The organism is Bacteroides caecigallinarum, assembly GCF_021531075.1.
In the GTDB taxonomy this organism is placed as follows: Bacteria; Bacteroidota; Bacteroidia; order Bacteroidales; family Bacteroidaceae; genus Phocaeicola; species Phocaeicola caecigallinarum_B.
This window is the reverse complement of the sequence record NZ_JADYTJ010000022.1, coordinates 1-26,021: the sequence shown is the minus strand read 5'-3', so window position 1 is coordinate 26,021 and position 26,021 is coordinate 1. Positions and strand designations below refer to the sequence as shown.

Sequence of the window (26,021 nt, the reverse complement as noted above, 5' to 3'; positions counted from 1 at the left end):
ATATTGTCATTTCTATTTATTTCCATTCCTCGGCACCCTGAAGTTTTAGTTTCTGTGTATAAGCTTCAGCTTTCCTTGCAGCTTCTGCCTCATCCTCAGGAGTGGCGAAAGCATGTCTGTATCCTTTCACTTTATTCCAGTCGCCACGAGTAAAATCCGGGAATTCCACAGGAGCACAATTATTGTCCATAGACAATTCGCCAAGCTCAGCCAAACAGCACCATTCTGCAAGGTCATACACATCCATATCAAGCGGCAAACCGTTCTGAAGACAGTAAACCAGACGTGCATCCATAATGAAGTCCATTCCACCGTGTCCACCCACTTCCTTGGCCATTTCACCGTATTTCTTCAATATAGGATGTCTGTATTTCTCTATCAAAGCATTCATTTCCTTTTCAGGCAGGAAGCTGTGCGCATTCAGATTGTCAACTTCCGGTTGAACGCCTGATGCTTCAAGCTGCTCACCTCCTACCGCATATCCCTCGATAGGATATTTGTTGGCAAAACCTTTTGTTCCTGTAAGCTGATAAAGTCTGTTATATGGTTGTGGTGTCATTACGTTATGCTGTATTTCGATAACCTTACCATTTTCTGTACGAATCAGCGTAGTAGTATGGTCAGCGTTTCTGAAATTCTCGCATACAGAATCGGCAGATGCTTCCACCCATGCCTTACCGTTCACGGATTTAGTATCCATAGCCACAAGAGTCTTCATTCTGTCGCCACGATGTATATCAAGTGCTTGAGCCACCGGGCCAAGTCCGTGAGTGGCATACACATCACCACGATGACGCATATTATAATCCAGACGCCATCCCAACTTATCCGACTCACCGTTCTTCCAATAATGTTTCCAGAACGGACTTAAATCGTGGATATAGGCACCCTGAGCGCGTATCACCTCACCAAATACTCCTTGCTGTGCCATATTAAGAGTATTCATCTCGAACCAGTCGTAGCAGCAGTTTTCAAGAATCATGCAGTGTTTCTGATACTTCTCACTCAAGTTTACAAGTGTCCAACATTCATTCAGATTCATAGCCGAAGGGACTTCTATAGCCACATGCTTACCATTTTCAAGAGCACACTTGGCTACAGGGAAATGATGCAGCCAGTCTGTAGCTATATAAACCAAATCTATATCATCTCTTTTACATAGTTCTTCATAACCTTTTTCGCCTGAATAAATCTGTGCCTTAGGCAGAGAGGCATTCTTCAGATATTTCTGGCAAGCCTCAGCACGCGAAGCCTCATAATCGCACAATGCTACTATATAAGTGCCTGGGATATGAGTAAAACGCTCAACGGCACCTGGGCCACGCATACCCAAACCAACAAAACCTACTCTGACAACTTCCATCTTAGGGACCGTAAGTCCCAACACACTTTTCTGTCCGGCTTCACGTTCAGGACTGTTTACCACAATAGTACCGCCGTTCCATTTCCACTCGGTTCCATGTTCATTGACATTCATTTTAACAGAGTCAGTAGTACAGGCATAAAGAGCCACGCACAAAATAAAGAATAAAATTTTTTTCATCGTATTATAATTTAACCTTCACATCAATAAGATACTTTTACGCAAGATTGCGCAGATTATCACCTATTGCAGCATAATCATGCGTAAAGATAGAAATAATTATTAAATACTATATGTCTTTTGATGTTTAAAAGCAAGAAGAATCTTAATATTAAAGAAACATAGTCATTAAAATATACTATTTCATTACATCATGATAAAAAAAACAAGGGAGTAAGGTTACACCGTATTAAAAAAATCTGTATATTTGGAAAGAGCTAAAAGTTTACTCTTATTAGACTAGATGCGAAAACTGTATTTCTTAACCTAAATAATTAAAGATATGGATGTACAAAGTATAGGAAAAAGTGCAGGTGTAGTATGGCAATTACTGAATTGCGAACACCGCAAATGGTCTTACAGTGAAATCAAGAAAACTTCCGGATTGTCAGACCGCGAATTAAATGCAGCCATTGGATGGTTGGCAAGAGAAGGAAAACTCAATATTGAGGAAACTCAGGTAGGTAAAAGAAACATACTATACGTAGAACTTAACTTATTTATTGGATAATATGGATAAACACGTCATCGGAGAAAATGCCGGAATAGTATGGAGACTCCTGAACAACGGCGAAAGATGGGAGTATGAAAAACTTAAGGATGCTTCCGGACTATCTGACAGAGATTTGAATCTGGCTATCGGATGGTTGGCAAGGGAAAACAAGATTTTCTTTGAAAGAAATAAAGAACAGGACAAAGAATATATGTATTTGTCTATAGATTTATACTTTTAAAAATAAAATCTGCCTTATTATATAGGAAACGCACGAATAACATTTTGATTAATGAAATTCGTGCGTTTATATTTTATATAACATAGAAAAAACTCCTGCCGAGCAAAACCCGACAGGAGCATTATATCAATATTTTATGTGATTAAAGGGGAAGATTACATCATGCCACCCATGCCGCCCATGCCAGGAGCACCCATTGGCATTTCAGGCTTGTCTTCTTTCTTTTCTACAATAACACATTCAGTAGTCAAGAACATACCTGCTATAGAAGCTGCATTTTCAAGAGCAACACGAGTTACTTTTGCTGGGTCAACAACACCGGCAGCATGTAAGTGTTCGTAAACGTCTGTACGTGCATTGTAACCGAAGTCACCTTTACCTTCACGTACTTTCTGTACCACTACAGCACCTTCCTTACCTGCATTAGCAACAATCTGACGAAGAGGTTCTTCGATAGCACGTTTGATGATTTCGATACCAGTTGTTTCATCAGCGTTATCGCCCTTCATACCTTCCAAAGCATCGATTGCACGGATGTAAGTTACACCACCTCCAGGTACGATACCTTCTTCGATAGCAGCACGAGTTGCACACAAAGCATCGTCAACACGGTCTTTCTTTTCTTTCATTTCCACTTCGCTGGCAGCACCTACATAAAGAACTGCTACACCGCCTGACAACTTGGCAAGACGTTCCTGAAGTTTTTCTTTGTCATAGTCAGAAGTAGAATTCTTCATCTCAGCTTTGATCTGGTTGATACGTTCCTGGATAAGTTCTTTCTGACCTGCACCGTTTACGATAGTAGTATTTTCCTTAGAAACTGTAATCTTATCGCAAGTACCAAGCATTTCGAGAGTAGCCTGTTCAAGTTTCAAACCTTTTTCTTCGCTGATAACTACACCGCCAGTCAATACTGCGATATCTTCAAGCATAGCCTTACGACGGTCGCCGAAGCCCGGAGCCTTAACAGCACATATCTTCAACTGACCACGCAGACGGTTTACTACAAGTGTAGTCAATGCTTCGCTGTCAACATCTTCTGCTATAACCAACAAAGGACGTCCGCTCTGTACAGCAGGTTCAAGGATAGGCAAGAAATCTTTCAGGTTAGAAATCTTCTTGTCATAGATAAGAATGTATGGGTGTTCCATTACACATTCCATCTTTTCTGTATCTGTTACGAAGTAAGCTGACAAGTAACCACGGTCGAACTGCATACCTTCTACAACACCGATTGTAGTGTCAGTACCTTTAGCTTCCTCGATAGTGATAACACCGTCTTTTGAAACCTTGCGCATAGCATCTGCAATAAGCTTACCGATAACAGGGTCATTGTTTGCAGAAATTGTAGCAACCTGTTCAATCTTATCATAGTTGTCACCTACAGTTTCAGCCTGTGACTTGATAGATTCTACAACTTTAGCAACCGCCTTGTCGATACCACGTTTTAAGTCCATTGGGTTGGCACCTGCTGTAACATTCTTCAAACCTACACCTACGATTGCTTGAGCCAATACAGTTGCAGTAGTAGTACCGTCACCTGCATCATCACCAGTCTTTGAAGCTACAGATTTCACAAGCTGTGCACCTGTATTCTGGAATGCGTCAGCCAATTCTATTTCTTTAGCTACTGTCACACCATCTTTAGTGATGTGAGGAGCACCGAATTTCTTTTCAATGATTACATTACGTCCTTTAGGACCAAGTGTTACTTTCACTGCATTAGCAAGTTCGTCCACACCTTTTTTCAACTGATCGCGAGCATCAATGTTGAAGAGAATATCTTTTGCCATAATTTTATTAGTTTATGAGTTTATAATATTATTCCACTACAGCGAGTACGTCACTCTGACGCATCATCAGGTATTTTACACCTTCGTGTTCAATTTCAGTACCGGAATATTTTCCATATAAAACAGTATCATTAACTTTCAATACCATTTCTTCGTCTTTAGTACCGTTGCCTACCGCAATTACTTTACCTTGCAATGGTTTTTCTTTTGCTGTATCAGGAATGATGATACCGCCGATAGTTTTTTCTTCTGCCGGAGCAGGAAGAATCAGAACTCTGTCTGCTAATGGTTTAATAGTCATAATTGTATATTTTTTATTGTTATTGTCTTTAATATATATTGTCTTTCGACGTTAGTCACAACTACCAAAACCGTGCCAAAAAACAAAACATGACATAATGTCACAAAGACTGACATACAGAACTATTTTGGAACAAACAGTAAACAGTCAATACATTAATCTGTCCTGCATTTAAAGCATCAAATATCTCATATTCAACATTACCTATAATTAAAATTCTGAAGTCCGTTATACAAAAAAGGGGGCAAAAGCCCCCTTACTAAAAAATCCGCGGCCATCCGCGTCTGAAATCTATTCTAATTATTGTCCGATGCGCAGCTCCCTCGGCAGGCTGGAAGCCGAGCGCGAGGTACCGCCGATGTTAAGACCTATCACGTCGATGCGACAGCGGAAGGGGGCGAGTTTATTCGTGTCGAGCACGAAAAGGTTGCCCGCTCCGTTAGAGCCGTTTTCGCTGTTCAGCCGGTAACTTGCTGCATCGCAGGCCTTTGTAGCGAAGGTGCCAGTGAAAGCGAACATGCTGCCGGCTGCCACCGACTGGGCCTCGTTAGTGACCGTCACATTCGTGCCGCGCACACTGATGGTCTGTCCCTGCAAGCTTTCGCTGCCGAACGATGTGCCCGGCAGGGCGATGATGTAGGGCACGCCGGCCTTAATCTGATGGTCGGCTGCCGTGGCAGTACTGCCACTGGCAAAAATCAGTGTGTTGGGAGTCTCGAAGTCAGTCAGGCTGCGCAGCCAGTAGTCTCCTGCTAAATCGGTGAGGACGGGCTGCTTGGCATCGCCGTCCGCATAGAGCGTGCCGCTGAAGGGCAGGCAGATGGTTTCCCAGCCGCTGCCGTCGTTTGCGGCCCAGACTTTCGGGCTGCGGGTGTAGGTGGCGTTCGTGGCTGTAAACGCCACGGGCGTATAGAAGTCCGCACCGTCGGTGAGGACAAGCTCGGCGCAGGTGTAGCTGTCGCCGTCTTTTACGACGATGTTAGTGCCTGTCTTGAATGGACTGTCGGCATCAACAAGGGCGATGGCGTTGCCGGTCAGTGTGGGGAATGTGCCGTTGCTGTTCAGGTAGCGGGCATCGGCTGCGTCAGAACCCTGATAAAGCGTGACGGCATAAACTCGTTTCGTGCCGTCGGCATCCAGTACAGGGTAGTCGTCTGGGCCGATGGTCTGTCCCCAACCCTCGCCCAGGAGGCTGGCCACTTCGCCGCTCTTGAACTCGTCGGCGGTTTTTGCTGTGGCTTCTCCGCTGCCCGAACCTATGCCGCTATTTGCCGTGCCGGTCAGGTAGTAGCAGTTGGTCACGGTGCCCCTGTTCAGCCCGCACACGCCGCCGATATGGTTACTGCCTGTTACGCTGCCGGTGTTGTAACAGTTGGCCATGATGCCAGTGATCTGTCCGCATACGCCGCCGATATAGTTACTGCCTGTTACGCTGCCGGTGTTGTAGCAGTTGGTGACGGTGCCAGAGTCGTTCTGTCCGCATACGCCGCCGACATAGTTCTCTGTGCCTGTTACGCTGCCGGTGTTGTAGCAGTTGGTGACGGTGCCAGAGTAGTTCTCTCCGCACACGCCACCGACATACTTGGTGCCTGCCACGTTGCCGGTGTTGTAGCAGTTGGTCACGGTGCCGCTGTTCTGTCCGCACAGGCCGCCGACTCTGTTGCCACCTTTGATATAGCTTGCCTTTACACCCAGGTTTTGTATCGTTCCACCCACACCGAGGTAGCCCACTAAGCCTTGCCTGTCTTCTTCGCTGTTGTTGATATAAATGCCACTTATGCTGTGACCGTCGCCATCCAAGGTGCCGGTGAATTGGTGTATGTTGCTGCCTATCGGCGTCCAGCTGTTTGTCGGAGCGGTGGTTTCCCAGCTTTCCCAGTCTTTGATGTCGTTCAGCACGATGTCGGCGGTCAGCTTGGCGCTGATGCTCGTCTGCCCACCGTTCACCATCGAGGCGAAGAGGCGCAGCTCGTCGGCGGTGGAGATCAGGTAGTAGTCACCCTCCATCACCATATTGCTATACGTGCCGTTGTTGTTATATACTTTCGGTTCGCCCAGCACGGGATAGAGGTCCGTGCCGATGAGCTGTCCCCAAACCTGCTCGACTTGTCCGTCTTGCAGCAGGAAGGCGACTTCGCCGCTCTTGAACTCGTCGGCGGTTTTTGCTGTGGCTTCTCCGCTGCCCGAACCTATGCCGCTATTTGCCGTGCCGGTCAGGTAGTAGCAGTTGGTCACGGTGCCCCTGTTCAGCCCGCACACGCCGCCGATATGGTTACTGCCTGTTACGCTGCCGGTGTTGTAACAGTTGGCCATGATGCCAGTGATCTGTCCGCATACGCCGCCGATATAGTTACTGCCTGTTACGCTACCGGTGTTGTAGCAGTTGGTGACGGTGCCAGAGTCGTTCTGTCCGCATACGCCGCCGACATAGTTCTCTGTGCCTGTTACGCTGCCGGTGTTGTAGCAGTTGGTGACGGTGCCAAAGTAGTTCTCTCCGCACACGCCACCGACATACTTGGTGCCTGCCACGTTGCCGGTGTTGTAGCAGTTGGTCACGGTGCCGCTGTTCTGTCCGCACAGGCCGCCGACTCTGTTGCCACCTTTGATATAGCTTGCCTTTACACCCAGGTTTTGTATCGTTCCACCCACACCGAGGTAGCCCACTAAGCCTTGCCTGTCTTCTTAGCTGTTGTTGATATAAATGCCACTTATGCTGTGACCGTCGCCATCCAAGGTGCCGGTGAATTGGTGTATGTTGCTGCCTATCGGCGTCCAGCTGTTTGTCGGAGCGGTGGTTTCCCAGCTTTCCCAGCCGGTGGTGTTGTTCAGCACAATGTCGGCAGTCAGCTTGCCGCAGGCGGCTGTATTTTGCTGTGTACCGTCGAGTGTACCGTTCACAATAGCCGCGAAACGTGCCAGTTGCGCTCCGTTGGCAATCTGGTAGGGGTCTTCCGCCGTACCGCTACCTCCTGCAAAGGCTGTGGCTACGGAGCCGTTCCATACTTCTCCTACCTCATCAGTTCTAGTCGTTGTCTGCCCGTCGAGCCCCAGCTCGGAGAGCAGGCTGTCTTCGCTGCACGAGCCAAAAGTCAGCGTCAGCACAGCCAGAAGCAGCGTTCTGAAAATGTTACCAGTAGTTTTCATACAATATAACTATTCGTTTTTTTAATGTTGTTTACCCGGTTACCAGTCGTAACTGTCCAAAGATTTTCCGTAGCCTGGATTAGGAAGACCGTCACTCAGGCAAAGAACTCCTTCGTTCTCCAACTCAATGATTTCACACTTAGGAACCTCGTAGGCTTCCTTTACTTCTCGCAGGTTCTCAATCTTTTTGTCGTTTAGCTCTTTCATTGAATATTAATTTATAATTATAATTTTGTACTACTATTGTTGTTTACAAAAATAGCTAAAATAATTAACACTCATACAATATCATACTAATTTTTCCAAAAATCCTAAGTTAAATACATTATTTAATTTTAGGCAGACCGCCTTGTACTTAGAAAAAGTCCAAACTCTTTAAATAAAGAAACGTAATTCTCAACACATTCCCTTACTTCCGACCTCGTTTATTCCCTTAGACAACCATCCGTACAAAACTAAAATACATAAACTCTATGCACAAAAAAGATGAAAATCACAGGCCGTCATCAAACAACTGATGAAATATTCATGTATGCCGGTGTCCACTTCACGCCCAAAAGAATCGAGGCTCATGTTTGTATATGCTTCGTTGCTTTGAAAGTACACAAGGAACATGAAAGACTATTAAAATAGACACCAATGACTGGTTGGAGTTATGATTAGTGTGACGCAATGATAATGCCAGGAAAAACGGCAGGATATTTTTCCTAACTCACGATTTTGACAATCTATACCCTTCTTCTGTCTTTATCAACACTCCTTCCTCCACCATGACCGACAGCGTACGCGACAGTGACGGGCGTGCCACTCCCATGATAAAAGCAACATCCTGAATATTGGATATTACATCATTCCGCTGCAGATAGCTTATAATCCTTGTACTTAGATTCTGCAAGGCAAACTCATTCAGTTTACGGCTCAAGAAAACACTCCTATCTGATATCTGGCGGAGAAAATTTCTCAGAAGTACATCATCGGACTCCATCATCTTAAGAAAATCGTCTTTCGACAGAGACCATATTATGACTTCATCCTCGGCCTGCAGTGTCACCGGAAATCTGTTTTTAGTACCGTAAATAAATGCCGGTGCCAGCATTTCAGGAGCCGAAAGATGTTCAATAACTATTTCCTTTCCATCGGCATTCGTCATTTTGGCAAGCAGTGTACCCTGACACAACAGCGACAATGATTTACACAAACTGTCCTGAAGAACGACAATATCGCCTTTCTTGTACGAAGAAATCTTATTGGAAGCATTCTTCAGAAATTCCGCTATCCCATCTTTGTTTACTCCTTCAAAAAGAGTGAAATCCGATATGTCATAAAATCGTCCCATATACCTATCCTATATATATTAATCATTTTTATCAGTCATGGTAACATCTGTTACGGAATAAAGAGTAACTACGGAATACCTTTGCACAAAAATAATAAACAATAGCATTAGCCACAAATTCAAATTAAATTTATTATGACTGAAAATTCTATTGCAGCAAATGAAATGTTCTGTTTCCAATGTCAGGAAACAGCCAAAGGAATAGCTTGTACCATCAAGGGTGTATGCGGCAAGAGCAGCTCAACATCGGCAGCCATGGACTTGCTGTTGTTCGTAGTTCGAGGAGTATGCTCCATAGCGGACATCTTGAGAGAAAACGGAATCGAAACAAACCAAGAGATAAACACTTTTGTGACTGACGCACTGTTCTCCACTATCACAAATGCCAATTTCGACGACGAAAGCATACTGAAGAGAGTTGACCGCGGACTGGAGCTGAAAGCTGAACTGAAGAATATTGCAGAGAAAGAGAATATCAAGCTTCCTGCCGTAGATGAAATTATCTGGAAGACAGAAAACAGAAAATTCTACGATGAGAAATCAAGAAGCGTTGGTATTCTGAGAGAAAAGAATGAGGACATCCGCTCGCTGAAAGAACTTATTATATATGGCCTGAAAGGTATGGCTGCCTATCATGAACATGCCATGCGCCTGGGATATAATGACGAAAGTATACATGCCTTCATGCAGTCTACGATAAGAAAAATCACAGTCGAAAATTTATCCGCAGAAGAACTGACAGCATTAACCCTTGCCGTGGGTGAAACTGGAGTGAAAGTAATGGCTCTATTGGACAAGGCTAACACGGAAACTTACGGAAATCCGGAAATCACAAAGGTTAATATAGGTGTTGGAACAAATCCGGGAATACTGATAAGCGGACATGACCTGCACGATATAGAAGAATTGCTCAAACAGACTGAAGGCACCGGAGTGGATGTATATACACACAGTGAGATGCTGCCGGCACACTACTATCCGGCATTCAAGAAATACAAACATTTCATCGGCAATTATGGTAATGCATGGTGGAAACAGCGTGAGGAATTCTCTTCATTCAACGGTCCGGTGATATTCACTACTAACTGTATCGTACCTCCTACTTCGAATGCTGTATATAAGGACAGAATCTTCACAACCAACTCTACCGGTTATCCTGGCTGGAAACATATCACTGCAGACGAGAACGGGGTGAAAGACTTCTCAGAAGTGATTGAACTTGCCAAGAAATGTAAAGCACCTACACAGATTGAAGAAGGTGAAATTATAGGTGGATTCGCACATAATCAGATTCTGAGTCTGGCAGACAAGGTAGTGGATGCCATCAAGACCGGCGCAATAAGAAAATTCATAGTAATGGCAGGGTGCGACGGCAGAATGAAGAGCAGAGACTACTACACTGAGTTTGCAAAGGCACTGCCGCAAGATTGTGTAATCCTTACAGCCGGATGTGCTAAATATAAATATAATAAACTCCCATTGGGCGATATTAACGGCATCCCTCGTATTCTCGACGCGGGGCAATGCAACGACAGTTACTCACTGGCTGTTGTAGCCTTGAAACTTAAGGAAGTTTTCGGCCTCGATGACGTAAACGAACTGCCTATAGCATACAACATCGCATGGTATGAGCAGAAAGCGGTTATCGTCCTTCTTGCACTGTTGTCGCTCGGTGTGAAGAACATACACCTCGGTCCTACTCTTCCGGCATTCCTCTCGCCAAATGTGGCAAAAGTGCTTGTTGACAACTTCGGTATAGCAGGTATAGGAACTGTAGACGAAGATATGAAGGCACTGGGTATCAGTGTGGAATAAATGTTATATAAAACGGTTTAATTTCCGGTTTCAGCCTGTCTGATTCCGGAAATTACTGTTTTATAAGAACTTAAATACGCAAAATACTATTCCAAAATCTATCAAGAGTCATAATATTCAAGGCATTAAGCTTATTTAACTACAGCTTCTAGTTGACTAACTATATTTTTTAGTTACTTTGCTACAAACGAAAATTAAAGACAAAGCCTTATGAAAAAACTGACATCAAAGGAAGAGGAAATCATGGAACTGTTTTGGGAGAAAGGTCCATTGTTCGTAAAAGAACTTCTTTCATTTTATGACAAACCCAAACCACATATTAACACACTCTCAACAATTGTCCGCGGCTTGGAAGAAAAAGGCTATATAGGACACAAGGCATATGGAAATACATTCCAGTATTATGCCACAGTGAGCCGGAATGACTTCAGTACACGCACACTGAAAAGTGTAATAAGCAAGTATTTCAACAATTCCTACCTTAATGTAGTGTCTTCTTTGGTTAGGGAAGAAGACATATCAATTGAAGAACTTAAAGAACTTATAAAGAAGGTTGAAGAAGAGAACGGGAAATAACAACAGAAAAGAATCCCATAATATTAGAATATCTCTATCTGAAAAACTTTATAACTCTTAAACTAAAAACACCGACATGGGAACACTACTCATATATATACTGAAATCAGCTGTCTGTCTGGCTATATTCTATCTGTTCTACAAACTGCTGATGAGCCGCGAGACATTTCATCGCTTCAACCGCTTTTCCCTGCTTGGCCTGATGATTATATGCTCCATAATACCTTTCGCCAAGATAAGTCTGGAAAATTCTACTGAAACAGTTCAGACTGTAATATCTATGGATGAACCACTGATGATACCGGTATTGGTAGATGCTGATATAGCAACTGAAGTAAACGACGCCTCTACAATGGAATATGTCATCCTGTTTGCAACAGCCATATACATCATCGGAATACTGTTCTTTGCAGTAAAAGAATTTATACAGTTCAAAAAAGTGCTAAGCATAACTCGTAAAGGTAAGGAAAAGGATATCAACCTATATGTAAAAGATAATACATGTAACATAAGACTAATAGTAACAAACGAAAAAGTATCACCTTTCAGCTGGATGAACCGCATAGTAATATCGCGTACGGACCTGGAAGAAAACGGAAAAGAAATACTATGCCATGAAATGGCACATATCTCGAACCGTCATTCCATTGACCTTATTCTGGCAGATATATGCATACTTCTGCAATGGTTCAACCCGGCATCATGGCTCATCAAATCCGAACTTCAGAACGTCCATGAGTTTGAAGCCGACGAAACAGTGATAAGAAAAGAGATTGACGCAAAGAATTATCAACTATTATTAATAAAAAAAGCTGTCGGCTCAAGGCTCTACTCAATCGCCAACAGCTTTAATCACAGTAAACTTAAAAAACGTATCACTATGATGATGAAAAAGAAATCCAGCCCGTGGGCACGTGCGAAGTATCTCTACGTACTTCCACTGGCAGCTGTAGCAGTTGCCGCCTTTGCCCATCCTGCAATCTCAAAATTAAGTGACGAGATTTCAAGTGTCAAAGTTAATGATTTTTCGGCAATTACGGAAAATCATGAGGTAGAAAACACTTATTCCAAACCTAATGGACTTATACTGGTAGAAGGTACAGTAGTTGACGATGCCACCGGAAAAGCGATAAAGGGAGCCAGTATATTGGAAAGAGGAAGCACGAACGGTACTATTTCTGATGAAAACGGGAAATTCAACTTAAGAGTGTCAGAGAATTCCGTAATAGTAGTTTCGTATATCGGGAAGCAGACATGCTCTTTCGTCGCTTCGGCTATTGAGGTTAAAAATATGAAAGACCAACCTATAAGAATGAAAGATGAGGTACAGGTCACAGATGAAGTGGTAGTAGTAGGCTATGAACAGGAAGAAGCTCCTAAAGAAAAAACGCCACAAGCCTCAACATCACAAAATGGAGAAGTTTTTATGGTAGTGGAACAGATGCCTGAATATCCCGGAGGAATGTCTGAACTGATGAAATACATTGCACGCAACATCAAATACCCGGCTGATGCAGTGAGAGAAAAAAAGCAGGGAAGGGTAATTGTTCAGTTTACCGTTGGAGCTGACGGATACACTTCAGACTTCAGTATTATGCACAGCGTATCTCCATCGCTTGATGCAGAGGCTATAAGGGTACTGGCCAATATGCCTAAATGGTCTCCCGGAATGCAAAGAGGAGAGACTGTTCCTGTAAAATTTACAGTACCTGTGACTTTCAAACTCGACAAACAGGATAAAGCTGAGACAAAAACCAATACTGGGTCTATCACTATGCCCGGAAACGTAAGCTTCAATAAGTCATTAGAGAATGTCCTGATTGTTATAGACGATAAAGTAGCATCTCAGAAAGAATTCAGCGCCTTAAACCCTCAAAACATAAAAAGCATAGAAGTTATAAAAGAAAAGAATAAGGCACAGGAGATATTCCATAAATACGGTATATTCGACAAGAAAGAAGGAGTAATAATGATTAAAACGAAAATATGGAGCGAGAATTCGGTATTATCTCTCAGTGTCGACAAAATGACTGATGACAAAATAGTAGATGCTATTAAAGACAAACTTCGTGGAGACGTACAAAAAGTCAACATGAGAAAATAAGATTAGTACATCTTCATTAATAAAAAGATTGTTCCCAAATTATAATATAATATCCGGGAACAATTTTTTTGCATATTCATAATCAGAACGTATATCCCACTCCCAAACCAAGTACCGACTTGAACTGTACACGTTCGGCCACCGTAGTCGTACCATCGTCATGTACCTTGTCGATAAGCAAGCCGTTGTAATATTTCAGACTTGTCGACAAAGTGACATTCAGCAGTTTCAGCAGCTGGTATGATATTACCACATCCCAGTCAACATCAAAATTTCCGAAACGGCGGTTATTGTCCATATACTTGAAATATGAATCAGGATTGTTTATCGGTCTTTTATCCCAAGCATAAGGAGTGAAGAGTCCGAGTGTAGTCATCAATGTCAGATCCTTGTACTTATAATTAACCGCTCCCTTGAACGTAAAACCGAACTCGGCACGGGCATTCTTATAAACCTTAGTTTCGCCATCATCAGCATAGACATAGGTGCCGTATTTCTCCTGCAAAACCTGGCGCAAATCATAGTCCACCCATTCTGCATTCGGGTCAAGTTTTTTCATATCCTCATTATACTGTTCTCTGAATCTATCATTAAACCTGTCAGAAACTGACACTGAAGTAACCCTACCGGCTATAGGTGATGCATAAACCGAGAAAATCTTGTTAGGTTTCCAGTCAATACCGATTGAGAAATCCGTGTAAGAAGGAGCCAGCCATTTGGATATCGGAGGGTTATATCCTGTAACATACTCATATCCCATTGCATATTGAGACTGGAATGCACCCAAAACAGTAAGATACCACGACTTACGGAACTCCCACCCCATTTTGGTAGAGAAGTTTATCTTATCATTTGATTTCTGCAGAGGGTCTTCATCCTGGTCAATCCATGAAAGACCATACTCTGTATCAAGACTTGTATCCCACGCAAAATGGTCTTTTTTCCATAATAGCCTTAATCTGGCAAAAGCTATGCCGTTAACATTATTCTTACCTCCGGCAGCCCAGTTCACCATACCCGTAGCAGCGGCATTGGTTCCTACTACTCCTGAAAAAGTCCAAATCTTATCGCCAGTATCAACTTTCTTAAGTTCCTCGGCAGCCTTTTTAGCATCTTCGGCTTTTTGAGAGACAAGCGATTTATCAACATTTTGCGCAAATGAAGAAAAGACAGTGGCAAAACACACTACTGCTAACAAAATCAACCTATTCATAACCCAATAAACGTATAAAAGATTTTCAATAAACTAACTGTTCTAATATAACAAATTCACATAATGCTTTGTTTAAATCAAAGGTGAAAATATATTAAAACTATATTCACGCTATTGCATATCCAAGAAAAAGAAATACATTTGCAGTGTACTAATCAACTAATACACTAAAATAAATAATTATGGACACAACAATGATTAAAGCCGAACATCTCACCTTCGGATACGGGAAAAACAAACAAGTGTTCAATGATTTCAATCTTGAAATAGAAAAAGGAAAAATAGTAGGCCTGCTAGGAAAGAACGGAACAGGAAAATCCACTCTGCTGTATGTCATATGCGGATTGCTAAAACCTTCTAACGGAAATGTAACTATAAAAGGAATAGACATCAGAAGACGTCTTCCACAAACACTGTCGGACATTTATCTGATTCCCGAGGAATTCGACTTGCCTAACCTTTCGATGAAACAGTTCGTAAAATTGAACAGTAGTTTCTATCCTAATTTCAGCAACGAGACACTGAATACTTGCCTCAATGATTTCGACCTTGGAATGGATATCAACCTTAGTGAACTCTCAATGGGACAAAAGAAGAAAGCATATATGTGCTTCGCTCTTGCCACTAACACCTCCCTCCTACTCATGGACGAACCTACAAACGGACTCGACATACCATCGAAGAGCCAGTTCAGAAAAGTCATAGCATCGGGGATGACAGACGAGAAGACTATAATAATCTCTACCCATCAGGTAAGGGATATAGACAGGTTGCTGGACCACATAACAATAATAGACGGTACTGAAGTATTGCTGAACAAATCAGTAAAGGAAATAACAGACAAGCTATACTTTTGCGAGCAAAGTATAAATGAACCGACCGATGGAGCATTGTTCATACAACCATCTGTACAAGGCAACAGCATCATAATGGAAAACAGATTCGACGAAGAAAGTCCTATGAATCTGGAAGTCCTTTTCAATGCTATATTGGCCGACAGAAACAATATACAGAAAGTTTTCAACAAATAAGTAAGGAGGAACATTTATGAATACAAATATGAATTTCAGTTTTACAAGACTCATGGCGGTAATGAAACGCGACATGATGGAGAATTGGAAAACTAACATCTACAGGCTTATAGGATGCTATTCCGGTACGGCTATGGCTTTCCTGTTCGGAATGAACGGCATTTTGTCCGGCAATAGAGGAGAAACAGGAGAAATGCAATATGCAGGTTTCTGCAACACATTCCATTCTATACTGATATTCGTCACATTCTTCTATCTGATTGTATGTGCCTCAAGAATAATGGAAGTGATGAATACAAAAAACAAACGTATCTCGTATATGATGCTTCCGGCTACAATCGGAGAAAAATTCATCAGCAGAGTAATATACGTATGTATTATTTCTATGGTTATATTTTTTGTAGGACTATTCCTTGCTGAACTGACGAGACTTGCCTTGCTGCCGTTATTTGATGCGCCGGCAGAGTTTTCACGTTTCTGCCTGTTTGATATAATGTCTGTTTCTTTTTATGACACAATACATATCAATCCTGAAGTATACGAAACATCATCGACATTCATACCTTACCTGTTTTTAATTTCTAACGGTTTATGGGGGCACTCCATTTATATATTGGGTGGTACATATTTCAGAAAGCATCCTTTCATAAAAACATGGGGAATATGTATGGCAGCATTTTTCCTTATATTATATACTCTGGTTAATATATCTGACGAAGGAACACTTATATATATACTAAAATGGATGGGAAATCTAGCAAATATAAGTTCATGGATAAATGAGGAAGTTATATTTTCTACCATAAGCATTATCTTCCTTATATTTACAGTTATTAACTGGACTCTGAGTTATCATATGTTTAGAAATTCACAAATAACCGATAGAAAACCGTTCAGAAGATGAAATTTAAGGAATCGAAATCAATATATTTGCAGATAGCAGACAGAATTATGGACGAAATTCTTCATGACACATACAAGGAGGAAGAACGAATACCGTCCGTAAGGGAGTATGCCGCAATGGTGGAAGTGAACGCAAATACTATGATGCGTACTTACGATCATCTGCAGGGGATGGAAATTATTTACAATAAAAGAGGTATAGGATATTTCGTAAATAAAGAAGCAAAGGATAAAATTCTTTCGTTCAGAAAAGAAACATTCCTGAACGAGGAATTGCCGGAAATGTTCCGCACAATGAAGATTCTTGGCATATCCGGACAGGAAATATCAGCTCTATACAAACAATTCCTGAAAGAGAACAAATAAAGGGATACAAACTAATATACAAAGAAAATCATGAAACTTAAAAACAAACTCACAATCAGTCTAATCAGCGCCATAGCTTCCTTTATAGCTACATCATGCATGATTAATACAGCCACAAGCAAAAACGAAGCCACATCCATATACGATGTGAGCACTTCATATAAATCATTAAGCGTGAGAAGCGCAATAAAAGCGAAGTACAGACACGATATTGACAAACTTCAGATTCTTGCAGACTCTTCTATCCTTAATAAAATAAAGGTAGTCCACGATGAAGACGGCATTGAGATTTACGCTTCAAGTTTTAAAAGTCCTTTCAAGATTACCGCATTGATTCCGGCAAGCAAGGAACTGGAAAGTATCGAAATATCAGGTGCTTCATCATTCAGTTCAGACGGGGAGATTGAAACAAAAGAACTTGAAATAGAAGTGTCGGGAGCTTCTAAATTTGATACCAATATCAACTGTCAGTCATTGAAAGCCAGTGTAAACGGGGCTTCTTTTGCCAGTATAGGAGGTAAAGCCGTAAATGCTGAGATCAGAGTGAACGGAGCATCGAAATTATCATCGGAATGCCTGAACACTGATTATGCAAATGTAGACATAAGCGGTGCCAGCAAAGCTGATATAATATGCAACAAGAATATTACAGGAGAAGTGTCGGGAGCTTCGAAAATATCATTCGAGGGTGCAGCCAAATCAGATGTATCAACAAGTGGAGCTTCGAAAGTATCAAGAAAATAGAATCAAAAACAGAACACAATAAATGACAGTTTATATAATAATAGGAACAATAGTAGGATGCATATTAGGTATCATCATAGGACATCTTATCTCGGCAAGGAAATCTGGTGTACTGCAATCGCAACTGGAAATGCAACAGGAACATTCTGCCGAGCTGCTGAGAAATGAGCAGACCAAAGCGGCACAACAGTCAGACAGTCTGAGACAGAACATACAGAAGCTACAGGACAAGCTGGACGAAAATGCCCGTCTGCTGAACGAGGCATATACTGTTTCGGCATCACTGAAGGCTGAAAACCGTAATATGGCAGAGAAACTGGAAACTCAGAAGCAAGAGATTGCCGATATGCACAAGCAATTCAACTTAGAGTTTGAGAACATTGCCAACAAGATTTTCCAGCAGAAGACAGAGACATTCAACAAACTTAGTACCGAAAGCCTCAGCAGTCTGCTGAAACCTTTTGGCGACAATCTGAACGAGTTCAAGCATCAGGTGGCAGAGGTATATGAGAAGGAATCGAAACAACGTTTCTCACTAGAAGACAGAATAAAGGAACTCGTCCTGCTGAACAAACAGATAAGTGATGATGCCAACAACCTGACAAAGGCTCTGAAAGGTGACTCGAAAATGCAGGGAAACTGGGGCGAAATGATACTGGAAACGATACTTGAGAACTCCGGACTGCATGAAGGAGAGGAGTATTTCCGTCAGGAATTTCTGAAAGATGAGAACGGCGAATATCTGAAAAACGAACAGGGACAGCGACTTCAGCCGGACGTTATGGTGGTCTATCCTGACAACCGTCATGTAATAATCGACTCCAAAGTGTCGCTAACGGCCTATGCCGGATATATAGGAACTGACGACAAGGCCGAAAAAGAACAGTATCTGAAAGAACATCTTCGCTCTGTAAAGGCTCATATAGACGAACTGAGCAAGAAAGACTATTCCAAATACAACGTGTCGGCGCTTGATTTCGTGATGATGTTCATCCCTAACGAACCGGCTTACGTGCTTGCACTCCAGACAGACAACAATCTGTGGAATTATGCTTATCAGAAAAAGGTGGTGCTTATGAGTCCTACTAACCTGATTGCAGCTCTCAGACTGGCTCTTGACCTTTGGAAACGGGAGTATCAGGAAAAGAACATACAGGAGATAGTGAAACGCGGAACTGCACTTTATGAGAAGATGGCGGGATTTGCGGAAACATTCGAGAAGATCGGGGATGCGATAAACACTGCAAATACGGCATACGGCAATGCACGCTCGCAGCTGTCGGAAGGTAAGGGAAATCTCATCCGCCAGGCGGAAATGCTTAAGGAACTCGGTATTACTCCGAAGAAGAATATTCCTTCCAGACTATTGGATGAGAAGTAATATCCAAGAAGCAAGTCTGAATTGACCATACATTTTTTGGTGCTGACGATGGTCGGCAATGCTGCCGACTATAGTGGGCAGAGCTGCCGACCATAGTGGGCAATGCTGCTGACTATAGTCGGCACCAAAAAACATAGGCTTATTTTTCTTTTAATGTGGGAATCTGACAAAAGAGACTTATGGTTACTGAGCCGAGTTGTCTGCAAGAACTTTCATCTGACATTGCTTGCAGTCAAACTCCAGGCGGAAGCGTCTGCCATCGGAACTTACAAGATAATATGGCTCGCGGAACGGCGAACGTACCTTATGATGCACCGGACACCAGCCCATGCTGTAGCGTATGCAATGCTTGCAGAACATCAGAACAGCGTCCCTAGGCTGTTCTTTCTCGAATGCTGGCATTACTTTCAGCACTCCGTGGTTCTTATAAAACTCAGCTGCAGAGCTGTTCATCACATTGCCGAGATATGTCAAGGTGCTTACAGGGAACTTGCTCTTCGTTTCCTTCATGCGGAATACTTCCCTGCGATAGTTTATCCTCCGCACTTCAAGCAGTTTCTCCACTGCATTGCGTCTGAGTTCTGACAGTTCGGATGAAGGTATAAACCAGTTATCAGACAAATCTATCTTTATATCCTTTGCCTCAAACGGAGTATTGCCCAACTTACCCAACTGATTTCTCAGATTGTCTGCCTGCGGTGTACGTGCAGGCTCTTTTGCACGTTGCAATGTAAGAGATATGTTATTCTCATCCTCGTCCATAAGGCTCAATGTAAATCCGAAATTATTTTCAGCCAGACAGATATCGACGGCTATCTTTCTTTCTGCCGATTTCCTCTGCATCAGTTTCTCGAATTCCTGATCGAAGTTACGATAGAGTCGTGTCTTTGGTTTCAGTCGTGGCATATCCTGCGGGAACAGCTTGTTGTTCTCCACACGATTCACCCTAAATCCATGCAGACGTCCGTTATCGTCGATATAGCAAAGTCCGTCGCCATTACTGAACGATTTCACACCTGCCACAGTAAAGTAGTTTCCTCTGATTTCCTTAACCGTACCTACTTCCTCGCCTAACGACTTAGGGGTACTGAATGAAAAGATTCCCGGATTTCGTCCGCGGAGGAAATAATCGGTAAAACCACGGCTGAAACTCTTGTCAAGCTGCGGAGTGAATGTAGTCTTCACTGTGCCTGATGATGCTCTGATATACTCCTTGCGGTACTTGAATATTGAATCCAGTTTCTGACGGTAGTATGCAGTGACGTTCTTCACATACGATACATCCTTCAATCTGCCTTCTATCTTCAGCGATGTGGCTCCGGCATCAAGCAATGCCTCAAGATTGTCGCTCTGGTTCATATCCTTGAGCGAGAGGAGATGCTTGTTCTGCTCTATTGTCTTTCCGTTGGAATCAACCAGGTCGAAAGCCAGACGGCAGAACTGAGCACATTCGCCACGGTTGGCACTTCGTCCGTAGCAAGCCTGACTGACGTAGCACTGTCCGCTGTAGCTTACACACAGGGCACCGTGTATGAACACCTCCAGGAGTGTTTCGGGACATGTATCGTGTATCTTCCTAATCTCATCAAGTGAAAGTTCGCGTGCCAGAACCACCTGACGGAAACCTATATCCGAAAGAAACTTCACCTTCTCCGGTGTACGGTTGTCCATCTGAGTGCTGGCATGCAGTGCTATAGGCGGAAGGTTAAGACGAGTGATACCCATATCCTGTATAATCAGTGCATCGACACCTGCACGATATAGTTCCCAAATCATCTTTTCCGTTTCCGGCAGTTCCTCGTCGTGCAGAATGGTATTTACAGTGACGTATATGCGCACATTATAGATATGAGCATAGTCCACCAAAGCTTTTATATCTTCAATCGTATTTCCGGCTGCAGCACGCGCACCGAAACGTGGAGCACCGATATATACCGCATCGGCACCATGATTGATAGCCTCTATCCCGCATTCTAGGTTCTTGGCTGGAGCAAGAAGTTCTATAGGACGTTGTTTTATCATTATTTAATCTGGTTAATATCGTAAGGAGTTTCCTGATATACGTAGTAGTTGAGCCAGTTGGAGAACAGCAGGTTTGCAGTGCTGCGCCATCTCACTACAGGTCCCTTGTCTGGGTTGTTGTCGCGATAATAGTTCTTAGGCATGTCGATAGGCAGACCTTTTCCCAAGTCGCGTCGGTATTCTCCGTCGAGTGTAAGCGGTGAGTATTCCGAATGACCTGTCACGTAGAACTCACGTCCGCCACGTGCCATCACTATATGTACGCCTGAATCTTCGGATTCTGATATGATGTCCAGTTCCTGACATTTCTCTATGTCTTCACGGCGAACCTCTGTATGGCGGCTATGAGGCACAAAGAACTCATCATCGAATCCACGGAATATCGGCAACTGGCTGAATCCTTCGCAGATGTGATGTTCGAAGATACCGAACATCTTCTTGTCAAGGGCATATTTGGGCACACCATAATGATGGTACAGCCCTGCCTGTGCAGCCCAACAGATATAGAAAGTAGATGTTACGTGAGTACGTGTCCAGTTGAATATCTCCTGAATCTCGTCCCAATAGTTGACATCTTCGAAATCAAGATGCTCTACCGGTGCTCCGGTGATAATCATGCCGTCGAACTTCTCATCGCGCATATCATCAAAGTCACGATAGAAAGCTTTCATGTGCTCTATAGGGGTATTCTTCGAAGTATGGCTCTTTATCTTCATGAAGTTCACTTCTATCTGTAGAGGTGAATTGGACAGAAGACGTATCAGGTCTGTTTCTGTTGTTATCTTCAAGGGCATAAGATTTAGAATGACAATCTTAAGCGGACGGATGTCCTGCGATGTAGCCCTCGAACTGTCAATTACGAATATATTTTCTTCCTTCAGAATATCAATGGCAGGAAGTTTATCGGGTAAATTTAAAGGCATTTTATATAGTTGTTAGTTTTTAGTTATCAGATAATAACAAGAAAGCATCCAGAACAGTGATAACCATTAAGGATGCTTTCTTATTCGTTTTCGGTTATATCCCAATATTATCATTGGTCTACTTCCGGGTGTATAACCTTATCTATGTATAGTTCGAATATCAGTGTGGAATATCCCTTGATGGTACTACCACTTCCGGTCTCGCCATATCCCATCTGATAAGGAATATATAGAGTGGCAATATCATTCATTTCAGGTTTCATATTCATTAAAGCAGTAGTCCAACCTACAACAACCTGACTTACTCCAAAAGATGTGAAATTATCATTGACATCCTTGTCAAATGTTCCGTAATAATTTCCATCGAAACGGGTTCCGTTTATCAGAAAACCCTGGTAAGCGACAGACACTGTATCCGAGTAGTTGATTAGTGGTTCTGCACCTGCACTTAAATCAACTATATCATCTTCAGATGCGTATTTCACATATACATAATCATAGACCTTATATTCGTATGGCTTGATAGTGTTATTTATCTGATCATCGAATTTTATCTTATAATTAGCATATTTACGCCAAATCTCACCTGACGGCGGGTTACTTGCCACATCTGCTATTGAATCCAGAAATTGTTCGTTCTTCTCCTTCCAATTTGCATACGGATCTACTACCTCTGTATCTTTAGCACAAGAGGAAAATCCTATTGTAAATGCAGAAAGAATGATAACGAGCCAAATAATTCTATTATTCATAAGCATTAATTATTGTATAGCTTTAAGCAAGCTTGTGATACTTACCTTATCAGCAATGATATTGTTAAGTTCTGAAATAGCAACGCGTTCCTGTTGCATTGTATCACGATTACGCAATGTTACGCAATTGTCTTCCAATGTCTGATGGTCGATTGTGATACAGTATGGAGTACCGATTGCATCCTGACGACGGTAACGTTTTCCGATACTGTCTTTTTCGTCGTACTGGCAATTGAAGTGGAACTTGAGGTCGTTCATTATCTCGCGTGCTTTTTCTGGCAGACCGTCTTTCTTAACAAGTGGCATAACAGCCAGTTTCACTGGAGCCAATGCTGCAGGCAGCTTAAGAACTACACGAGTTTCGCCGTTTTCAAGTTTTTCTTCGCAGTAAGAAGCACTCATGATGCTAAGGAACATACGGTCAACACCGATTGATGTTTCGATAACGTACGGAGTATAGCTTTCGTTGATTTCAGGATCGAAATACTTGATGCTCTTGCCTGAATATTTTTCGTGCTGGCTCAAGTCGAAGTTAGTACGGCTGTGGATACCTTCAACTTCCTTGAAACCGAAAGGCATCAAGAATTCAATATCAGTAGCAGCGTTTGCATAGTGGGCCAGTTTTTCGTGGTCATGATAGCGGTAGTGGTCATCACCGAAGCCAAGAGCCTTATGCCATTTCAGACGTGTCTCTTTCCACTTGTTAAACCATTCAAGTTCTGTTCCAGGCTTAACGAAGAACTGCATTTCCATCTGTTCGAACTCACGCATACGGAAGATGAACTGACGTGCAACGATTTCGTTACGGAAAGCCTTACCAATCTGAGCAATACCGAAAGGAACTTTCATACGACCTGTTTTCTGTACATTCAGGTAGTTTACAAAGATACCCTGTGCTGTTTCAGGACGAAGATATACCTTCATGGCTCCATCGGCAGTAGAACCCATTTCAGTAGTAAACATCAAGTTGAACTGACGAACCTCAGTCCAGTTCTTTGTTCCGGAAATAGGACAAACGATTTCTTCGTCAAGGATAATCTGACGCAATTCATTCAAATCGCCAGCATTCATAGCCTTGGCATAACGTTCATGCAATGCATCAAGTTTAGCCTGATGTTCAAGAACTCGTCCGTTAGTGCTACGGAACTGAGCTTCGTCGAAAGCATCGCCGAATTTCTTGGCAGCCTTAGCAACTTCCTTATTTATCTTATCCTCATATTTTGCAATCTGTTCTTCAATCAGAACGTCTGCACGGTAACGTTTCTTTGAATCACGGTTATCAATCAATGGGTCATTGAAAGCATCAACGTGTCCTGAAGCTTTCCAAATAGTAGGATGCATAAAGATTGCAGAATCTATACCTACAATATTTTCGTGCAAAAGCACCATACTCTGCCACCAGTATTGTTTGATATTGTTTTTCAGTTCCACACCCATCTGGCCGTAATCATATACAGCTCCTAATCCATCGTATATATCACTTGAAGGGAATACAAAACCATACTCTTTACAGTGAGAAACCAATTTCTTGAAAACGTCTTCCTGTGCCATTTTTCTAACTTATTTAATATTTTTCTAATCGTTTTAATTACTATTGGGTACAAAGATACGCAAATATGAAGAATAATGAACTAATAGTATATTAATTTATCTTATGAATACTGACGAAAGAGCTCATTTATAGGACTAAAAAGGAAAAAAACATCTATTTTTGTATGTTGTTTAACAACATGAAGATTATCACTTACACATAAACAATAAGAACTACTTATGAAAAAAACGGCACAAGACAAACATATAATGATGACTACAGCCCCTATTCCAAAGCTAATCACTTCATTGGCAATACCAACCATTATCAGTATGCTGGTTACTTCATTCTATGTCATGGCCGATACATACTTCGTAGGACAAATTAATACACAATCCACAGCAGCAGTAGGTATTTCCTTCTCTATTATGGCCATCATTCAGGCTTTCGGTTTTTTCTTCGGACATGGTTCCGGAAACTATATCTCGAGGAAACTCGGAGCAAAGGACTATGAAAATGCCGAGAAAATGGCTTCAACAGGTTTCTTTTACGCTTTTAGCTTCGGTGTATTGATTGCTATAATAGGTAACATTTTTCTGACTCCAATATGCCTTATTCTTGGCTCTACGGATACAATATTGCCATATGCAGAGAATTATCTTGGAATAATATTACTTGGTGCACCGTTTATGGCATCATCGCTTGTTTTAAATAATCAGATGAGATTTCAGGGAAATGCTGTGTATGCAATGATTGGCATTATAATCGGGGCGGTTATCAACATTGGATTGGACCCTTTACTTATTTTTGTATTTGACATGGGGGTATCTGGAGCAGCGCTCTCTACCATAATCAGCCAGATATGCAGTTTCCTGGTTTTGCTGTATATGGACAGTAAAGGTACAAATATTAAAATCAAATTCAGGAACTTCACTCCTTCATTCTCTTTTCTAAAAGAAATAACATATGGTGGAATACCATCCCTGAGCCGTCAGGGACTAGTCAGTCTGTCAACAATAATGCTAAACGTAGCTGCCGGTAGATATGGTGATGCCGCAATAGCCGGTATGTCAATTGTTACAAGAATTTGTATGTTTATAAATTCATTTGTAATCGGATTCGGCCAAGGATTCCAGCCTGTATGCGGGTTTAATTACGGAGCTGGTTTATATAGCAGAGTACGTGAAGGATTTTATTTCTGTGTAAAAACGGGAGTAGTTTTCCTTACAATATGTGCTATAGGCGGATATATTTTTGCACCTGAAATTGTTTCTTGGTTTAGAAAAGATGACCCTGAGGTCATCCTCATAGGAACGAATGCATTGCGTTGGCAATTGATAACATTGCCAATAGGAACATGGGTAATACTATGCAATATGCTGTTGCAGACAATCAGAATTCCTGGTAGAGCACTTATATTGTCATCTGCAAGACAGGGCTTATTCTTTATACCACTGATAATAGTGCTCCCATATCTATACGGGCTTACTGGTGTGGAGATGTGTCAGGCTGTTTCTGACTTCTGTTCATTCTTATTGGCATTCCCACTTACAGTTCCTGTATTGAAAAAATTACGGAAAAATAAAGCATAAAAAAAGAGGGTGTGTCAAAATGCATGCCCTCTTTTTTTTATGACAAAGCCTCGACTTTCCCAAGCCGAGGCTTTGTTATGTCCTAAAGATTTTGTATCTTTAAGCATAATCAAAACTAATATGGCAAAGATACATTTTCGTTCTTACAATCCCAACCAAATCGTCCTTTTTCCTCAGC

Annotated in this window: 23 protein-coding genes; 11 read left to right on the top strand and 12 right to left on the bottom strand. The window is 42.2% G+C overall.

Annotation, left to right across the window (positions count from 1 at the left end; genetic code table 11):
- Window positions 1-16: 16 nt before the first annotated feature.
- Entirely contained in the window at window positions 17-1,543 is a 1,527-nt protein-coding gene (locus I6E11_RS07595) for a Gfo/Idh/MocA family protein (protein ID WP_235337439.1), read from the bottom strand.
- A gap of 322 nt (window positions 1,544-1,865) precedes the next feature.
- Here I6E11_RS07595 and I6E11_RS07590 point away from each other — a divergent pair, with 322 nt between their 5' ends.
- Together I6E11_RS07590 and I6E11_RS07585 are read left to right on the top strand one after the other, a co-directional pair.
- Window positions 1,866-2,093, top strand: coding sequence for a winged helix-turn-helix domain-containing protein (locus I6E11_RS07590; RefSeq protein ID WP_235337438.1), 228 nt, complete (start codon window positions 1,866-1,868; stop codon window positions 2,091-2,093).
- Between the two features lies 1 nt (window position 2,094).
- Window positions 2,095-2,316 (top strand): winged helix-turn-helix domain-containing protein, encoded by a 222-nt coding sequence (locus I6E11_RS07585; RefSeq protein WP_235337437.1) that lies wholly within the window; start codon window positions 2,095-2,097, stop codon window positions 2,314-2,316.
- Between the two features lie 155 nt (window positions 2,317-2,471).
- On the opposite strand, the gene groL is transcribed toward I6E11_RS07585, so the two are convergent.
- The 6 genes from groL to I6E11_RS07555 all read right to left on the bottom strand — a co-directional run bounded on the left by groL (window position 2,472) and on the right by I6E11_RS07555 (window position 8,890).
- Window positions 2,472-4,109: a chaperonin GroEL gene (gene groL, locus I6E11_RS07580; protein ID WP_235337436.1), complete on the bottom strand. Its 1,638-nt coding sequence runs from the start codon at window positions 4,107-4,109 to the stop codon at window positions 2,472-2,474.
- Between the two features lie 28 nt (window positions 4,110-4,137).
- Window positions 4,138-4,410, bottom strand: coding sequence for a co-chaperone GroES (locus I6E11_RS07575; protein WP_154043459.1), 273 nt, complete (start codon window positions 4,408-4,410; stop codon window positions 4,138-4,140).
- Between the two features lie 300 nt (window positions 4,411-4,710).
- Complete coding sequence (locus I6E11_RS07570; protein ID WP_235337435.1) at window positions 4,711-7,059, bottom strand: GLUG motif-containing protein; 2,349 nt, start codon at window positions 7,057-7,059, stop codon at window positions 4,711-4,713.
- A gap of 33 nt (window positions 7,060-7,092) precedes the next feature.
- A complete protein-coding gene (locus I6E11_RS07565; protein ID WP_235337433.1) occupies window positions 7,093-7,554 on the bottom strand; it encodes a hypothetical protein in 462 nt (153 codons plus the stop codon).
- A 39-nt stretch (window positions 7,555-7,593) separates the two neighbouring features.
- Window positions 7,594-7,761: a hypothetical protein gene (locus I6E11_RS07560; protein ID WP_235337432.1), complete on the bottom strand. Its 168-nt coding sequence runs from the start codon at window positions 7,759-7,761 to the stop codon at window positions 7,594-7,596.
- 505 nt (window positions 7,762-8,266) lie between these two features.
- Window positions 8,267-8,890: a Crp/Fnr family transcriptional regulator gene (locus tag I6E11_RS07555; RefSeq protein ID WP_235337430.1), complete on the bottom strand. Its 624-nt coding sequence runs from the start codon at window positions 8,888-8,890 to the stop codon at window positions 8,267-8,269.
- Between the two features lie 135 nt (window positions 8,891-9,025).
- On the opposite strand from I6E11_RS07555, the gene hcp reads away from it, so the two are divergent.
- The 3 genes from hcp (at window position 9,026) to I6E11_RS07540 (ending at window position 13,385) form a co-directional block, all read left to right on the top strand.
- A complete protein-coding gene (hcp, locus tag I6E11_RS07550) occupies window positions 9,026-10,705 on the top strand; it encodes a hydroxylamine reductase (protein WP_235337428.1) in 1,680 nt (559 codons plus the stop codon).
- 210 nt (window positions 10,706-10,915) lie between these two features.
- Complete coding sequence (locus tag I6E11_RS07545) at window positions 10,916-11,281, top strand: BlaI/MecI/CopY family transcriptional regulator (protein WP_235337426.1); 366 nt, start codon at window positions 10,916-10,918, stop codon at window positions 11,279-11,281.
- A gap of 76 nt (window positions 11,282-11,357) precedes the next feature.
- A complete protein-coding gene (locus tag I6E11_RS07540) occupies window positions 11,358-13,385 on the top strand; it encodes a M56 family metallopeptidase (RefSeq protein WP_235337424.1) in 2,028 nt (675 codons plus the stop codon).
- A gap of 82 nt (window positions 13,386-13,467) precedes the next feature.
- Here I6E11_RS07540 and I6E11_RS07535 read toward each other — a convergent pair whose 3' ends face one another.
- Window positions 13,468-14,598 carry a DUF3078 domain-containing protein gene (locus I6E11_RS07535; RefSeq protein ID WP_235337422.1) on the bottom strand — a complete coding sequence of 377 codons (1,131 nt, stop codon included), beginning with the start codon at window positions 14,596-14,598 and terminating at the stop codon, window positions 13,468-13,470.
- 194 nt (window positions 14,599-14,792) lie between these two features.
- Here I6E11_RS07535 and I6E11_RS07530 point away from each other — a divergent pair, with 194 nt between their 5' ends.
- The 5 genes from I6E11_RS07530 to rmuC are packed head-to-tail and all read left to right on the top strand — an operon-like array spanning window position 14,793 to window position 19,023.
- Window positions 14,793-15,629, top strand: a complete 837-nt coding sequence (locus tag I6E11_RS07530; RefSeq protein WP_235337467.1) for an ABC transporter ATP-binding protein — start codon at window positions 14,793-14,795, stop codon at window positions 15,627-15,629.
- A gap of 16 nt (window positions 15,630-15,645) precedes the next feature.
- Complete coding sequence (locus I6E11_RS07525) at window positions 15,646-16,533, top strand: hypothetical protein (RefSeq protein WP_235337421.1); 888 nt, start codon at window positions 15,646-15,648, stop codon at window positions 16,531-16,533.
- Complete coding sequence (locus I6E11_RS07520; protein WP_235337420.1) at window positions 16,530-16,898, top strand: GntR family transcriptional regulator; 369 nt, start codon at window positions 16,530-16,532, stop codon at window positions 16,896-16,898. The genes I6E11_RS07525 and I6E11_RS07520 overlap by 4 nt, the downstream gene beginning before the upstream one ends.
- 30 nt (window positions 16,899-16,928) lie before the next feature.
- Window positions 16,929-17,642 carry a GIN domain-containing protein gene (locus tag I6E11_RS07515; RefSeq protein ID WP_235337419.1) on the top strand — a complete coding sequence of 238 codons (714 nt, stop codon included), beginning with the start codon at window positions 16,929-16,931 and terminating at the stop codon, window positions 17,640-17,642.
- A 22-nt stretch (window positions 17,643-17,664) separates the two neighbouring features.
- The gene (rmuC, locus tag I6E11_RS07510; protein WP_235337418.1) at window positions 17,665-19,023 is read left to right on the top strand and encodes a DNA recombination protein RmuC; all 1,359 of its coding nucleotides are present in this window, start codon (window positions 17,665-17,667) and stop codon (window positions 19,021-19,023) included.
- A 183-nt stretch (window positions 19,024-19,206) separates the two neighbouring features.
- Here the strand turns inward: rmuC and I6E11_RS07505 are convergent, their stop codons facing one another.
- From I6E11_RS07505 to I6E11_RS07490, 4 genes are all read right to left on the bottom strand, one after another.
- Window positions 19,207-21,045 (bottom strand): peptidase U32 family protein, encoded by a 1,839-nt coding sequence (locus tag I6E11_RS07505; RefSeq protein ID WP_235337417.1) that lies wholly within the window; start codon window positions 21,043-21,045, stop codon window positions 19,207-19,209.
- On the bottom strand, window positions 21,045-21,968 hold the full coding sequence (gene metA / locus I6E11_RS07500; protein WP_235337416.1) for a homoserine O-acetyltransferase MetA: 924 nt from the start codon (window positions 21,966-21,968) through the stop codon (window positions 21,045-21,047). Before metA ends, I6E11_RS07505 begins: the two co-directional genes overlap by 1 nt.
- A 110-nt stretch (window positions 21,969-22,078) precedes the next feature.
- Window positions 22,079-22,720 (bottom strand): BamJ family beta-barrel-assembly machinery protein, encoded by a 642-nt coding sequence (locus tag I6E11_RS07495; RefSeq protein WP_235337415.1) that lies wholly within the window; start codon window positions 22,718-22,720, stop codon window positions 22,079-22,081.
- Between the two features lie 9 nt (window positions 22,721-22,729).
- Window positions 22,730-24,271 carry a glycine--tRNA ligase gene (locus I6E11_RS07490; RefSeq protein WP_235337414.1) on the bottom strand — a complete coding sequence of 514 codons (1,542 nt, stop codon included), beginning with the start codon at window positions 24,269-24,271 and terminating at the stop codon, window positions 22,730-22,732.
- 219 nt (window positions 24,272-24,490) lie between these two features.
- Here I6E11_RS07490 and I6E11_RS07485 point away from each other — a divergent pair, with 219 nt between their 5' ends.
- Window positions 24,491-25,843 carry an MATE family efflux transporter gene (locus tag I6E11_RS07485; RefSeq protein ID WP_235337412.1) on the top strand — a complete coding sequence of 451 codons (1,353 nt, stop codon included), beginning with the start codon at window positions 24,491-24,493 and terminating at the stop codon, window positions 25,841-25,843.
- Window positions 25,844-26,021 lie beyond the last annotated feature (178 nt).

Bases quoted from the DNA above. Each gene is read 5' to 3' on its own strand.
- I6E11_RS07595 (WP_235337439.1), bottom strand. From the start codon at position 1,543: ATGAAAAAAATTTTATTCTTTATTTTGTGCGTGGCTCTTTATGCCTGT.
- I6E11_RS07590 (WP_235337438.1), top strand. From the start codon at position 1,866: ATGGATGTACAAAGTATAGGAAAAAGTGCAGGTGTAGTATGGCAATTA.
- I6E11_RS07585 (WP_235337437.1), top strand. From the start codon at position 2,095: ATGGATAAACACGTCATCGGAGAAAATGCCGGAATAGTATGGAGACTC.
- groL (WP_235337436.1), bottom strand. From the start codon at position 4,109: ATGGCAAAAGATATTCTCTTCAACATTGATGCTCGCGATCAGTTGAAA.
- I6E11_RS07575 (WP_154043459.1), bottom strand. From the start codon at position 4,410: ATGACTATTAAACCATTAGCAGACAGAGTTCTGATTCTTCCTGCTCCG.
- I6E11_RS07565 (WP_235337433.1), bottom strand. From the start codon at position 7,554: ATGAAAACTACTGGTAACATTTTCAGAACGCTGCTTCTGGCTGTGCTG.
- I6E11_RS07560 (WP_235337432.1), bottom strand. From the start codon at position 7,761: ATGAAAGAGCTAAACGACAAAAAGATTGAGAACCTGCGAGAAGTAAAG.
- I6E11_RS07555 (WP_235337430.1), bottom strand. From the start codon at position 8,890: ATGGGACGATTTTATGACATATCGGATTTCACTCTTTTTGAAGGAGTA.
- hcp (WP_235337428.1), top strand. From the start codon at position 9,026: ATGACTGAAAATTCTATTGCAGCAAATGAAATGTTCTGTTTCCAATGT.
- I6E11_RS07545 (WP_235337426.1), top strand. From the start codon at position 10,916: ATGAAAAAACTGACATCAAAGGAAGAGGAAATCATGGAACTGTTTTGG.
- I6E11_RS07540 (WP_235337424.1), top strand. From the start codon at position 11,358: ATGGGAACACTACTCATATATATACTGAAATCAGCTGTCTGTCTGGCT.
- I6E11_RS07535 (WP_235337422.1), bottom strand. From the start codon at position 14,598: ATGAATAGGTTGATTTTGTTAGCAGTAGTGTGTTTTGCCACTGTCTTT.
- I6E11_RS07530 (WP_235337467.1), top strand. From the start codon at position 14,793: ATGATTAAAGCCGAACATCTCACCTTCGGATACGGGAAAAACAAACAA.
- I6E11_RS07525 (WP_235337421.1), top strand. From the start codon at position 15,646: ATGAATACAAATATGAATTTCAGTTTTACAAGACTCATGGCGGTAATG.
- I6E11_RS07520 (WP_235337420.1), top strand. From the start codon at position 16,530: ATGAAATTTAAGGAATCGAAATCAATATATTTGCAGATAGCAGACAGA.
- I6E11_RS07515 (WP_235337419.1), top strand. From the start codon at position 16,929: ATGAAACTTAAAAACAAACTCACAATCAGTCTAATCAGCGCCATAGCT.
- rmuC (WP_235337418.1), top strand. From the start codon at position 17,665: ATGACAGTTTATATAATAATAGGAACAATAGTAGGATGCATATTAGGT.
- I6E11_RS07505 (WP_235337417.1), bottom strand. From the start codon at position 21,045: ATGATAAAACAACGTCCTATAGAACTTCTTGCTCCAGCCAAGAACCTA.
- metA (WP_235337416.1), bottom strand. From the start codon at position 21,968: ATGCCTTTAAATTTACCCGATAAACTTCCTGCCATTGATATTCTGAAG.
- I6E11_RS07495 (WP_235337415.1), bottom strand. From the start codon at position 22,720: ATGAATAATAGAATTATTTGGCTCGTTATCATTCTTTCTGCATTTACA.
- I6E11_RS07490 (WP_235337414.1), bottom strand. From the start codon at position 24,271: ATGGCACAGGAAGACGTTTTCAAGAAATTGGTTTCTCACTGTAAAGAG.
- I6E11_RS07485 (WP_235337412.1), top strand. From the start codon at position 24,491: ATGAAAAAAACGGCACAAGACAAACATATAATGATGACTACAGCCCCT.